This window comes from Streptococcus infantis, assembly GCF_047463635.1.
GTDB lineage: Bacteria > Bacillota > Bacilli > Lactobacillales > Streptococcaceae > Streptococcus > Streptococcus infantis_W.
Genome location: NZ_JASHDL010000029.1, coordinates 1 through 12,724, shown reverse-complemented (window position 1 = coordinate 12,724; position 12,724 = coordinate 1). Strand labels below are relative to the sequence as shown.

10 protein-coding genes are annotated in these 12,724 nt (G+C 33.7%); 6 read left to right on the top strand and 4 right to left on the bottom strand.

Annotated elements, in window-relative coordinates; genetic code table 11:
* Positions 1 to 600: 600 nt before the first annotated feature.
* Positions 601 to 1,566 (bottom strand): tyrosine-type recombinase/integrase, encoded by a 966-nt coding sequence (locus QM867_RS10350; RefSeq protein ID WP_414315726.1) that lies wholly within the window; start codon positions 1,564 to 1,566, stop codon positions 601 to 603.
* Between the two features lie 341 nt (positions 1,567 to 1,907).
* Positions 1,908 to 2,306, bottom strand: a complete 399-nt coding sequence (locus QM867_RS10345) for a hypothetical protein (protein WP_414315725.1) — start codon at positions 2,304 to 2,306, stop codon at positions 1,908 to 1,910.
* Between the two features lie 259 nt (positions 2,307 to 2,565).
* Between QM867_RS10345 and QM867_RS10340 the strand changes: the two genes are divergently transcribed.
* Positions 2,566 to 2,763: a hypothetical protein gene (locus QM867_RS10340; protein ID WP_414315724.1), complete on the top strand. Its 198-nt coding sequence runs from the start codon at positions 2,566 to 2,568 to the stop codon at positions 2,761 to 2,763.
* A 150-nt stretch (positions 2,764 to 2,913) separates the two neighbouring features.
* Complete coding sequence (locus QM867_RS10335) at positions 2,914 to 3,348, top strand: hypothetical protein (protein WP_414315723.1); 435 nt, start codon at positions 2,914 to 2,916, stop codon at positions 3,346 to 3,348.
* A gap of 348 nt (positions 3,349 to 3,696) precedes the next feature.
* Here QM867_RS10335 and QM867_RS10330 read toward each other — a convergent pair whose 3' ends face one another.
* Positions 3,697 to 6,489 carry a DNA methyltransferase gene (locus tag QM867_RS10330; protein ID WP_414315722.1) on the bottom strand — a complete coding sequence of 931 codons (2,793 nt, stop codon included), beginning with the start codon at positions 6,487 to 6,489 and terminating at the stop codon, positions 3,697 to 3,699.
* Positions 6,490 to 6,521: 32 nt separating this feature from the next.
* Entirely contained in the window at positions 6,522 to 6,908 is a 387-nt protein-coding gene (locus tag QM867_RS10325) for a hypothetical protein (protein WP_414315721.1), read from the bottom strand.
* A gap of 376 nt (positions 6,909 to 7,284) precedes the next feature.
* On the opposite strand from QM867_RS10325, the gene QM867_RS10320 reads away from it, so the two are divergent.
* The 4 genes from QM867_RS10320 (at position 7,285) to QM867_RS10305 (ending at position 12,451) form a co-directional block, all read left to right on the top strand.
* Complete coding sequence (locus QM867_RS10320; RefSeq protein WP_414315720.1) at positions 7,285 to 7,899, top strand: PBECR4 domain-containing protein; 615 nt, start codon at positions 7,285 to 7,287, stop codon at positions 7,897 to 7,899.
* 1,270 nt (positions 7,900 to 9,169) lie between these two features.
* The gene (locus tag QM867_RS10315; protein WP_414315719.1) at positions 9,170 to 9,982 is read left to right on the top strand and encodes a replication initiation protein; all 813 of its coding nucleotides are present in this window, start codon (positions 9,170 to 9,172) and stop codon (positions 9,980 to 9,982) included.
* Positions 9,983 to 10,621: 639 nt separating this feature from the next.
* Positions 10,622 to 11,179, top strand: a complete 558-nt coding sequence (locus QM867_RS10310; RefSeq protein ID WP_125387000.1) for a hypothetical protein — start codon at positions 10,622 to 10,624, stop codon at positions 11,177 to 11,179.
* 3 nt (positions 11,180 to 11,182) lie between these two features.
* Positions 11,183 to 12,451: a hypothetical protein gene (locus tag QM867_RS10305; protein ID WP_414315718.1), complete on the top strand. Its 1,269-nt coding sequence runs from the start codon at positions 11,183 to 11,185 to the stop codon at positions 12,449 to 12,451.
* Positions 12,452 to 12,724 lie beyond the last annotated feature (273 nt).

Here is a 12,724-nt window from a genome sequence, read left to right as displayed (position 1 = left end):
GAAACATGGAAAGTTCGGAATCCATGAGAAAGAAGATCATTAAATTCTCTGTTTTTTTGAAAATACATGAGGAAAAAATGCGTGAACTTAGTTAAAAGTAGCAGGAAAGCAGGGTAGATATATATGTAAATGAGTTAAAAATAACAAAAGGTAGGGTTAAAATACGAAAAAGTAGGGTTAAAAAACAAAAAGGTAGGGTTACCTGGGTTAAAAGTAGCAGAAATGAGGGGTTTTGGATGCTAAAGGTAGCAATGGCACTACTGAAACATGGAAAGTTCGGAATCCATGAGAAAGAAGATCATTAAATTCTCTGTTTTTTTGAAAATACATGAGGAAAAAATGCGTGAACTTAGTTAAAAGTAGCAGGAAAGCAGGGTAGATATATATGTAAATGAGTTAAAAATAACAAAAAGTAGGGTTAAAAAACAAAAAGGTAGGGTTACCTGGGTTAAAAGTAGCAGAAAAGTAGGATTTTTGAGTTAAAGGTAGCAACGGGACTGCCAAAACACGGAAAGTTCGGAATACATGAGGAAGCAGATCGTTAAATTCTTTGTTTTTTTGAAAATACATGAGAAAAAAGTGCGTGAATTTGGTTATATCTTACTTTTCTCTCTGGACTAGATCAAAAAAATCCTTGTTTTTTTCAAGTAGAATGCTCGAATGAGTCTGTTTTAAAATGGCTGCGGATAAAGCTTTTCCAAAAACACTCTCTATCCAACTTATTATTCCTGATATTTTTGGAGCAGTTAGTGGTCTTCTTTTGAAGTCGAGAAATAGAGAATCACTAGTAGTAGTTACCGATTTCTCTCTTTCTTTAATGTACGGTGAGATATAGTGGATAAATTCACTTAAAATAGGTTTCTTAATCCGTTCACCTTTAGGAGATGTAACTGTTAGCGTCTGTTTGTGTAAGTCAATATCTCTATAAGTAGTTTGCGCTAATTGTTCAATATCAACTCCAGTTCCAGCAATTAGAGCGATGATTGCTAAATCTCTGTCTTTATTTTTCAGCAATTTAGATGAGCCTTCTTCTTCATCAAGGAAGAAGTCATAGGGACTCGTAGGTTTCTCATTCTTATCAATTTCATCAAAAAAGTATAGCATATGTGGCAAATCATAATGAACTACTCGTACTGTGTTCCCTGCTCCTCTTTTTGATGAAAAAATAGAAAGTATGCCATACTCATTGATCCATTCGTTCATAACATTGCGGTAGAAGTATGGGGCTTTTCTATCACCTGAGAAGGATACAACAGTGTAGTAGTTCCAGAATGAGTTTAAGACACTAATAAATCGTTTTTTACCGTCTGGTTTTAGCTCTAAAGAGTTGACATAATCTGCAACAACTTCTACAGGTGTTTGCTCTAAATCATCCATGGTTAATTCATTGGTGGACTTTTTAAGATGGTTACCTGCGTAGAAATCGAGGAATTTTTTCAAACTATTTAATTTGCGATAGCTATACAAGTCCCTTTTATTTGTAGTAAAAAAATAGTCTATATATAATTGAACATCAGGGGCCCAAGAACTCTCTAATTCTTCATATTTTTTGTCTAATTTTGTCATAATTTCATTTTCATCCTGTACTTTTTATCTATTACTAGAGTAACAGAAAAACGTGGGCAAATCAAAGTATGATAGAGAAAACTTCATGCTTCATATCTGAGGAGAACGAAATAAAAAAATACAATTTCAAGCGAAATATCAATAAATTTGCGATGTCAAATTGACAAAAATGTGTAAATGTGGTATAATATGTCAGTGTTTTAATTAACACCACGCTATTTTTATAGAATGTTTACAAAAAAAACTTCCAAAAAAAATGGAAGTTGCATATCAGATTTCGATTTGTAAATTACGGCAATAATTTACAAATATGATTCATACACTCTTTTGAGTGCGTACTATTATTGACGATTACGATTGTTTAGCCACTCTCGTAATCGTTTTTTTTGTGTTGTTACGTATGTACTATCAATCACAAATCGAGAAAATGTTGGCAAACTGCGAAGAAGCAGTTTCAACAACAGTTCATCCAGTCTATCTTGCTGAAAAAGCAAAATAACGATAGTGGTCAACAAAATAAAAAAAGCTAGTCTTCTCACTTGTTTTTGAATACGCTTAGAATCTAGTGAGTTGTTCCTTGTTTTTTTAAGTTTGTTGTAAACAACATAGAAATGCTCCGCGAAAAACGGAACTTCGACGATTAATGTATCAAGAACTTCTTCGTGTAAGAAGAAAATTGTAAGAAGAAGTCTTAAAGTTGAGACAAAGATCTCACTGAGTGATTGTTTTAGTTTTTCCATATATATTTATCCTTTCACGTCATGTAACGAAAAGAAAAAATGTATGAATCAGTGAAATCTGATATATAAAGATATAAGATACCATTTTTATGATAAACTTACACCCTTCGATCGATTATACCATATAAAACCATGCTTGTCAACTGATAGGAAAAACTTGGAAGGGTAGTAGGGAATTCTTAATAGGATTGTTTAGGTGCGAAAAGTATTATTTTAGGATTTTTTTAATCTCAAGAACTTTTCAAGATATAATCTAAGCATGAAAAATTTAAAAGAAAAAAATATCCAAAAGGTGATTTGGCATATGCAGCAGCAGTTTGGTCGATTAGCAAAAACATCTGATGCAGCAGCCATAAAAAATGAATTGTTCTATCTACAAGTGAGCATAGATTGTTTAAATCGTATTTTAAATTATCAAAATCCATACCCAGGGATTGATCGCGAAGAAGTATTTTAGAAAATATACGATTAAAATCAATTCTAGGAAGCCATGTTGGCTCTTTCGACTAAAACACGACTATTTTTAAACTATATCGCAACTAAAACTTGACTAAAGTATATTTTTGTGTTATGATAAAGAAAATATTAAAAATAGGAGTGTAAATCCATGCAAAAATTTATTGTAGTGTACAAATTTGGAGAACGCTTTTCAGGTCAGTTAAGCGCTAAACAAGGTATCAATATACACGAACTTCATGCAAAAGCTCATGATGGGAAGGTGCTTTTCACAATTAATAAAGCACCAGCACCTGAATTTAGAGATAAAATTGAGAAAATCATTTTAACAACTAGAGATGGTTCATTCGCGGTTAGAGCTAATGTTGATTACCTTGGTAAAGGAACGATGATTTCCCCACCGTCAGACTATACGGCACCTTCAATTTGGGATGATGAGGACCGAAGCAAGATGGGATGGTTCTGCCTATCAAACCTAGAAATCATTCAAATTAAACCCGGTGATTACATTAATATTAATGGCAAGGACCTTCTTCTTAGTATAAGTGGGAATGCTTATATGACCTACATTCCAATCGAAATGTAGCTTTAATTATAAAATTATAATTAGCCCACTTGCTGCATTCATCAACTTCCAGTAATCTATCAAAGCCCCTAATTTCAATAGGGGCTTTATACTGTTCCTGAAGTGAAAGGGATCTATGTAGGAACCGAAATATAGACAACTTTCCGAAAAATTGATCTTTTTCGGAAAGTTGTAACATGAAATTCGCGTAAGTCGTTGGGACCCTAAGAGTTTGGTTGATATGTTAGTCGCGAAAAAATCTGAAAAACTCTCAGAATTGTCATGTCAGCATCAAAAATGCGCATTTTCTGTATGAAAAAACGCAAATTGGAGTCCGTTATACAAAAAATAGACCTAATTTAGGTCTATTTATTTTGTTATCTCTTCATACATCTCAAATAGTCTTGCTACTGTTTCACTTTCAGTTAACCAAGTTTTCTTCCCGTCTACGATTTTTGTCATATCGTAAGCTTCCATAACTGCTTTATCATTAGCCTGGTGAGCTCGTCTAAGCTCGACTGGCATGGTTAACTCATCATAGAGATCGGCCAATGAGCTCTCTGGATATAGTGCACGTGCATCGATAATAGCTTGAGCGGTTTTAGAAATCTTCTCTTTTTGAGTTTCTGCCACTTCTGGCCAAGGAAAGTTATTGTAAACAATTTTAGCAGAGTAACGATAATCTGATTTAAGACGTCCAGCAACAGTACGCATCCAAGCCATATGGACATTAGAAGTTAGAATACCAAAGTCGTAGAGTGTGGCATCTTCAATAATTGTTGCAGAATTAGTTGGAATAGTCTCACCGTCTAAAAATCCAATTGGAATATATCTTCTATTTTCTGACGATGTGCTAGGAACGATGATATAGGATTCAGGATTTTTTTGTTCCCTGAAAACAGTAGGAGTTGATGCTAATTTTTGTCTATCTGGAGCACCTGCTAATCTAGCCTGACGGCATAGTTCAATTCTATTCATAACAAGTGGCATTGATCGTAATTCCTTAGGTGAAACATCTACTAACCATAGACAATAGCGGTCTTTATTATTAATGAATTCAGCGGCGCCTGTCAATCGTTTAATGTATTTTTTAGCTTTAGGTTCACGTCGAATAAAATCAGCATATTCTTCTGCTTCAATAATTAGATGCCCTCCATCTGCAGGACGATTCCCTGTAGTCATTTTAGTTACTGGGCAAATTGGATTACTAATATTCTCTATAAATACAGTTTTTCCAGGTCTTAAGTAAGGATTTAATTCCTCTACTAATTCAATATTTTCCCCATTAAACAAAAATTTGATGCCTTTATTTTCAACACATGAAAAACCGATGATTACGCAATGAACAGCAGCCTTGTCTTTAGCCTCACTGTTCCATTTAATCGTTTGGTGTGCAAAATCAATATGAATACCAAATCGTTCATAGAGTGGTTTCCATACACTGGCTACTTGCTCTCCTTGTGTAATTGAGTTAGTTGATACTAAAGCAGTTCGGATTGATGTGTTCTGCATAATCTGGCTCGCCTTAAAATACCAAGCAGAAACAAAATCAATTTTCCCGGCTGTTTTATATGCTTTCCCGGTTTCATCAACATAGACACTCAATAAGTCAGCTTTCTGCTTAGGTGATTGAAGTGAATACCCTAAAAATGGTGGGTTTCCAATAATATAACTCAGCTTGTCCTTAGGCACCACTGTATCCCATTCAATTTCTAAAGCATTTCCTTCAACAATATTTGTATAGGACTTAAGAGGTAAGAAGTCAATATTCGCAAATACAATATCCTTAGTTTCTTCTAGCATCTGATTTTCTGCAATCCAGAGGGCCGTTTTTGCAACAGAAACCGCAAAGTCATTGATCTCGATACCATAGAATTGATTTAGTCTTACTTTCACAAGGTCCTGACCTAAGTCTAATGCTACTGCATCCCCCATATAAAGCTTAATAGCTTCATTTTCTAAGCGTCTGAGGGATATATAAGTTTCTGTCAGGAAGTTTCCTGAACCACAAGCAGGGTCAAAGAATGTCATACTAGATAGTTTCGACTGGAACTGTTTAGCTCTTTGTTCAACCGTTTTAAATTGCTTGAATTGACGAATCTCATTCAATTCATCTTTTAACTCATCTAGGAAAAGCGGATCAATAACTTTATGGATGTTTTCGATAGAGGTATAGTGCATCCCCCCACTTCGACGTGTTTCTGGGTTTAGTGTTGACTCAAATACTGCTCCAAAAATCGTAGGACTAATTTCTGACCAGTCAAAGCTAGATGAAGCATGTTCCAAAATCAACTCACAAAGCTCGTCTGTGAAGTTTGGAATTTCCAGCTTATTCTCAGCAAACATCCCTCCATTGACGTACGGAAACGCAAGTAATTCCTCATCTAAGTATGGATCACGTTCTTCAATTGGTGTGTTTAGCACGGAAAAGAGGTCAATTAAGCCTCGACGAAAATCACGACTGCTAAAACGAGCCAGATAATCGTGGAACATCATATGGTGTCCGAAAATGCCTGCATCCTCAGCGTAAAGACAGAATACTAGACGGACAACAAGTTGGTTAATGGCATGAAGGCTGTCTGGGCTATCTGGATTAATGTACTGCTTAAGAAGCCCCTCGTAGATCTCTCCGACTATTTCTCCGGCCTCGATAGAAACCTTCATCTCACGTTCCAGATGCTCATTTGTCTTGTCTATCAGAAACTCTAAACGATAAGCCTCTTTATCTAAATCAGCAAGTTTAATGACTTTTGGTTCACCGTTTGGTTGTTCCATATCATAAACGTAAAATTCTTTGAAATTACACGTTAAAATCCAACGGGGACGTTTAGAGTATGGAAGATTAGCCGAATAACGTTTAGCCTGTTGGAACGGAGTCAAGAAGGTCCCGTCAGACTGTTTTATAGCTTTATTTAGATCTTTATCTGAGCCCTTTTGTTCAATCAATACTTTTGTAGTATCAATAAATCCATCGATGAAACTGGTATGATCAAGCATAACTTTATCTTCGAAGGTAATGTATTCCGAAGGTTTTTCAATACCATATACAGACTGAAGCAAATCTAGCCAGAAAGATTGACTATCCTGGCGCTCATTCCCACGGCCTTCCCAACGTTTAATAAACGCCTGAGCATTTTTCTTTTGTTCTTTTAAATTTTGCAAAACCAAATCCTCACTCATATACAACTAATTAGTTATCTTTTTGAAAACAAACGTTGCCACCAGCTTTGTTTTGTTTCTAAAAGTAATGTTTCATTTTTGATAGTCAGTGCTCCAATAAGTTGGAGTTGGTTGTTGTTAGTTTCCAAGATATCTGCAATTTGCCCATCTTTTTCATCAATCTGAGAAATATAAAAACGTCGTTCATTATCAAAATCAGCGCGAAGTTGCTTAATTTGCTCCTGCAACACACTTTCTACACGATTGCTAGCATCATCTACACTGCTAGATTCTGTATAGCTGTTTTCTACAATGCAACGATTAAGTATGTATTGCGTGATTGTCTTGTTTTCATTTTTAGCCAGTTCTACAAGTTTCTCTTTCTGTTCCTTAGAAACTCGGATACTTATTTGGACACTCATTCCTTCTCCTCTACTACACTCATGTACTATACGATAAAAACGCTTTGTATAGAACAATTGTAGCATATTCTACACAGTTCTACACGTGTAATATGTATTAAAATCATGAAATTTTTTTATGAAGGGGGGGATGTTACACCTTCTTTGATAGTTCCTGCAGCTTGATTCAATTTTGCTTCAATTCTTTACCTAAGCAGAAGCATTTTATGTTATAATTAGTTTTAGAATAATTAAAAAAAACACAGATAAAGTCTTGACAACAGAGAAGATTATGCTATAATTTAGGTAATAAATGTCGGATAAGAGACATCAAAAACCTTATCGATTACTGTGCGGAAGATTTTATCTTTCGCATTTTTTTATTTTCGGGGGAATTATGACGCAACCAACTTTTATTGAAAATACAATAAATTATGCTAAACAAGGTGCAGAATATTATAAAGTTTTTTTTCTAGAGAAAGACTATCTAATATACTCAAGAGACTTTAAAAATCGAGACTATTATATTGTCGTGGCTCAGGAGAAAAATTTCCTACACTTGACAGGTATGAGTTTAAAAAACAAATATGATGCTAAAAGATTTGTTAAAAAATTAATCAATGATGAGATTGAAGAAAGTGATATCTACCCCCCAAGCTCTTTTAAACGTGGATCTATACGTGATAAAAGGAGTATATTAAGTGAGCTAGAAAACTTCTGGTCACAGAAACTAGAAGTGGAAGAAGATTTCACCCATAACAAAGTTACTTGTAAATTAGCATCAACAAATGGCAAATGTACGCTAGGTTTTATAGATAATGGTTTTCTAAGGCCATCAACGTTATTAAAGGGGAAATTGACTTCTGATAAAAAAGTCCCCGTACACTGTATCCTTTCTAAACCAAGAAACGCTAAACTTTTCGATACAATTGAATATGGGGAAATATCAGCTATAGAACAACAAACATTAGAAGAAATAGAAAATCAACTTGATTTGAACAAGCTGCGATGAGGCTATCCCAAATATCTGGAGCACTTATATACAAAAAACATAAACTATTAAACGAGAACAATCCCTCTTAGAAGGCTCAAATTTGCTCATTCTTGATTTTGGAATGGAAATATAGGGTATTGATGCAAAAATGCGTTAGAGGTCAAACTATGGCTTCTGAGAGGGCTGAGAGAGTTATTCTACAAAAATTATGTCAGATTTAAATATTTTATCAGTATTCGTAAAGAACTAATTGTTGAGTTATTAGTTTTACATAGATTCCTTGAGTAATCACAAAAACACCCTTGGGATAAACCTTGAGTGTTTTTTATTTTATAAAAAAATAGAGAACGAAACGAAGTGAGACTCTTTTATATATTTTATTATTATTTATTATATATTTAGCAGTTCGCAAATCAATTGGTACTCTAAGGGGTTAAACTTTTATTGGTGTACAAATGTCAGTAGAAACTCGGATACTTATTTGAACACTCGTTTCTTTCTCCTCTGCTACACAGTTCTACACTTGTAATATGTATTAAAATCATGAATTTTTTTTATGAAGGAGGAGTGTTCCACCTTCTTTGATAGTTCCTGCAGCTTGATTTATTTTCTTGCTGCCATCAGTGAGTAGTAAATAAAAAAACAGACACTTGTTTAAGGTCTTATAAGCCTGTATTTGCCCCCTAGATCGTCAAAGGTGGAAATATTCGACTTTTTAGTTAAAGGACTCTTAACGGTCAAAATAAGAGCTCTGAGGGGTCTTAAATTTTAAGTTGTCGTGAAAACCGTAAAAAGTCCCATTTTTGTCATGATATGATCATAGATGTAGAGGGCCTTTCTGCAAATCTATCAAAAAAGGAGGATATAAAGATGGATATTATTTTTAATATTCTATTTGCTATTGAAGTTGAGATTTTGGTTCATTATATTTGTAAGTGGTTAGACAATAAATGGTGAAATGAGAAATAGATTTTTTTATTTTAAAAAAATAAAATATAGATTTTTTTCTTAAGAAGATACTTTCTAATTTACTTTCTAACTTACTTTATATTACTTTATATTACTTTGTCGACCTTAGAAAGCCAGCAATATCAAGGGGTTACAGATAAATAATTGACTATTTTGTACCCCATTATTGACTATTTTGTACCCCATTATTGACTATTTTGTACCCCATTATTGACTATTTTGTACCCCATTATTGACTATTTTGTACCCCATTATTGACTATAAAATTAAAAATTGATAGAATATAGCATAATTAGAAACGCAGTAAAAGGTAAATAAGATGGTATCAAATAGAAAATCTAGTAAAATCTACGAAGAACTAGCTTCTCGTCAAAATTATTTAGTCGTCCAGGCGAATGACTTAGCTAAAGCGTTTGGTAATTTAAAAGCTTTTGAACACAAGGTTTTAGACTTTTGTTTTTCATCTGTAACGAAGGATAGTAAAGTTGGTGATGTCTTTACAGTTCATAGCCTTGACATTATGAAACACTTCGGATTAACCAAAAATGGTCAGAATTATAGACGAATTGCAGAAGCTTTTTCAAGACTTAATGAGAATACAGCTCTATATATCCCTGAAACATTGCCTGACGGTAGACGATCAATAATCATGACTCAACTTTTCAGCAGAATAAGATTTATTGAAGATGGGCTTGTAGAGTTTAAATTCTCCGAAGATGCAGGACCTTTAGTTTTTGAGTTGAAAAGAAACTACTATTCTTTCCATTTGGATGAGTTAGGGAATGTAAAATCTAAGTATTCTTTGATCTTGATGAAACTTTGGGAAGCTTATCGTTTAGGGAATCGAGAGTATACGACCATTAAAGGGAGTTTAGAGGAATGGCAGGATTGGTTCTTAGGTGAAGAGAAGTCATGGCCGGCAGGTTTATTTAAGAGAAATGCTCTCCTAGTCGCATGCGAAGAATTAGAAATTAAATTCAATGCTGATATAGAGCTAACAACTGTAAAAAAAGGACGAAAAGTTATCGGGTATGAGATGGTAATTAGGGATAGACGGAAGCCAACTACTGCAGATATAATTGCAGTGGCAGAGAAAACTTCACATCAGACAGATATCTACGATTTTTTGTAAAAGTAGATAATTTTTGAACCTATATTAAGAGTTAGGACTTGCATGTGCAAGTCCTTTTCTTTGAGAAAAATAAAGATTACAAACAACATCATTAACTGCTTGAGGCTACTAGCTTTATAGCGATATAGCACTGAGGTGGTCAATTATTTTTTTATTTGAGAAACATATCTGGTAAAAAAGGTTGTTGTAACGCCTTGATAATACTTTCTTTACAACAAAATACGAGTGGGGTGGTTAATTATTTTTCAGACTGAGAAACATCCTAGGTAAAAGAGGCTGCTGTAATTCCTTGATACTGCTTAATTTATAACAAAATATGACTGAGGTGGTTAATCATTTTTTAGGTCGAGAAACATAGTGGTTCAAAAGAAGAACCGAAAACCCACGTCCCTGTAAGTGTAGAGTCGATTTTAAAACAACGTGACTTTATAGGGGTATTACCTCTACTTTCACTATGTTTTAGAATATGATTAAAATTTGAACTATAAATTGAACGTGCTGTAGCTGCTAAAAATGAGTTGATTTTTGAGAAGAAACCGTTTTCGGCTATCATAGTCCGATTTGGGCTATGATAGCTTTGAATGTAAAATGAGGCGTGATAAAATATATATAAGAAACAAAAAAAGGAGCGTACAATCAATGTCAAAATTAAAAAAAGATCAAAAAGAGTATATAGCAGCTATACATCATAATAGCTATTTGCTTAATTATCTTTACTTAGGCACTTTATCTAAAAATGAATTAAAAGTTGTTTTTGGAATATTAGAGATAATACATAATATATACTCACAAGAGAGTGTAACTATCTCATACTCAGATATTGCAGCTATATCAGAATATGCAACTGAACTTTACGAGAATAATACTAATAATCAATTTGAACGTTTTATAGAGAGTATTCAAACTAAACTTAGATTAGTCTCATATAAACAGTTTTTAGGACCCGAAGGTAAAAAACATATGGTCTATAATGATTATCCTATTTTTTTGCAGTTTGAAGTAAATCATAGTAGTCAAGAATTAACACTCTATATATCAGAAACAGTCTATCTATATGAAATAAAGAAAAACAATGGGAATATTATCGAAGAGGAAAAAAGAATTGCTGATTTATTTCGTAAAGAAGATTGGTCTGAAATACAAATATATGAAAAAGTGAAAGAAGGATACTTGACAAAAATAGAGAAGAGAAAATGATTTATGAACGCTAAAAGAAAACAAAGAAAAAGCAAAGAAAAAATAGAGCAGATCCCAAAAGATGCGGTAGCTTATTATTTACCAACCCCCAATAGTGAAAGGATATATTTTACAAGAGATACAATCTTACTCATGTATCATTTAATTCGCTTAAAGTATTTTTCAAGAGAAATGGTCCTGGATCAGTACTTCATTCTCACAGGTAAAGAATTAAATAACAGAACACTCTATTCGTTCATAGGGAATAGAAATATGCCACTGAGTCATTTTGAAGATAACTACAGAATCGGCAAGACTAAATTTATGTATGTTACTAAAGGATTTGCTGAATGGTTGTTAGATATCATGCATGAGATTCCAGGCCTTATTGAATTGACAAAGGTAACAGAATTTAAAGGTTCGCATTATAGCCTCAAGATAAACAAAATGTCTGGCGGAAAAGATGGCATCAGAAAAATACATCTACATGATTATCATACAAGAAGATTAGCGCTGAAAATCGGAAGACGAATCGTTGAACAGTGCACAGATTTATCACCTAGAGAGTTGAACATCACTTACTTTTTTCCGTTTAACCGAAAACTTATTTCACTTGTTCCAGATGCAGTGATCTTCGTTCGAGGTCAGAGGTATTTTATTGAGTATGACAGGAATACAGAGCCTCACTTCAAGCTGCTCGGAAAGATAATCGGATATTTTGAAGAGAAGTATTATAAAGGCGATACAATCTTCTTTGTCTTTGATAATATTTCAGAGCCAAAAGATAATCGTATGCATGTACGCATTGTGAATTTTATTGATAATTTATATACCGTACCTTTTGGAGATAGTGGCTTTTCTTACTACGAGAAAACACAAGAGAGTAACGTGACCTTGTTTGCACTTCCAGAGGTCAATGCTCTATCTCAAATCTCAGAAGCTATCATGCACGATATAGTGATTGATGAACGTCAAGAAAACGAAAGATTATTAGAGAAGTGTATGACAGAACGTATCATGCCTTACGATATAGTATCGGCTGAGTTAGTGGAAGAACCTGATAGTCCATTCTCTTTAATCTTGACCTACATAGATGATTATTTTGACAAAGAAAAAATGCCCCTTGTAAAATTAAACTATGGTGACGTTAGCAACCCTGATTATTTTGAAAAACTCTACGAGAGATACAAAGATGATTATGCTATGGTTGGGTTAGTATTCTCTTCAGAGATTACAAAACAATACTACAATATACCTCACAATTATTTTCTCATGAGCCTTTATATCCGATAATAAAAGTAAAAAAAGAGAGTACTTATTTAAGTCTCTCTTTTTTATTTATTGAAAAATTGAATTAAAAATAACAAAAGGTGGGTTACCTAGGTTAAAAGTAGCAGAAATGAGGGGTTTTGGATGCTAAAGGTAGCAATGGCACTACCGAAACATGGAAAGTTCGGAATCCATGAGAAAGAAGATCATTAAATTCTCTGTTTTTTTGAAAATACATGAGGAAAAAATGCGTGAACTTAGTTAAAAGTAGCAGGAAAGCAGGGTAGATATATATGT

Bases quoted from the DNA above. Each gene is read 5' to 3' on its own strand.
- QM867_RS10335 (WP_414315723.1), top strand. From the start codon at position 2,914: ATGCAAAAATTTATTGTAGTGTACAAATTTGGAGAACGCTTTTCAGGT.
- QM867_RS10350 (WP_414315726.1), bottom strand. From the start codon at position 1,566: ATGACAAAATTAGACAAAAAATATGAAGAATTAGAGAGTTCTTGGGCC.
- QM867_RS10325 (WP_414315721.1), bottom strand. From the start codon at position 6,908: ATGAGTGTCCAAATAAGTATCCGAGTTTCTAAGGAACAGAAAGAGAAA.
- QM867_RS10340 (WP_414315724.1), top strand. From the start codon at position 2,566: ATGAAAAATTTAAAAGAAAAAAATATCCAAAAGGTGATTTGGCATATG.
- QM867_RS10345 (WP_414315725.1), bottom strand. From the start codon at position 2,306: ATGGAAAAACTAAAACAATCACTCAGTGAGATCTTTGTCTCAACTTTA.
- QM867_RS10315 (WP_414315719.1), top strand. From the start codon at position 9,170: ATGGTATCAAATAGAAAATCTAGTAAAATCTACGAAGAACTAGCTTCT.
- QM867_RS10305 (WP_414315718.1), top strand. From the start codon at position 11,183: ATGAACGCTAAAAGAAAACAAAGAAAAAGCAAAGAAAAAATAGAGCAG.
- QM867_RS10310 (WP_125387000.1), top strand. From the start codon at position 10,622: ATGTCAAAATTAAAAAAAGATCAAAAAGAGTATATAGCAGCTATACAT.
- QM867_RS10320 (WP_414315720.1), top strand. From the start codon at position 7,285: ATGACGCAACCAACTTTTATTGAAAATACAATAAATTATGCTAAACAA.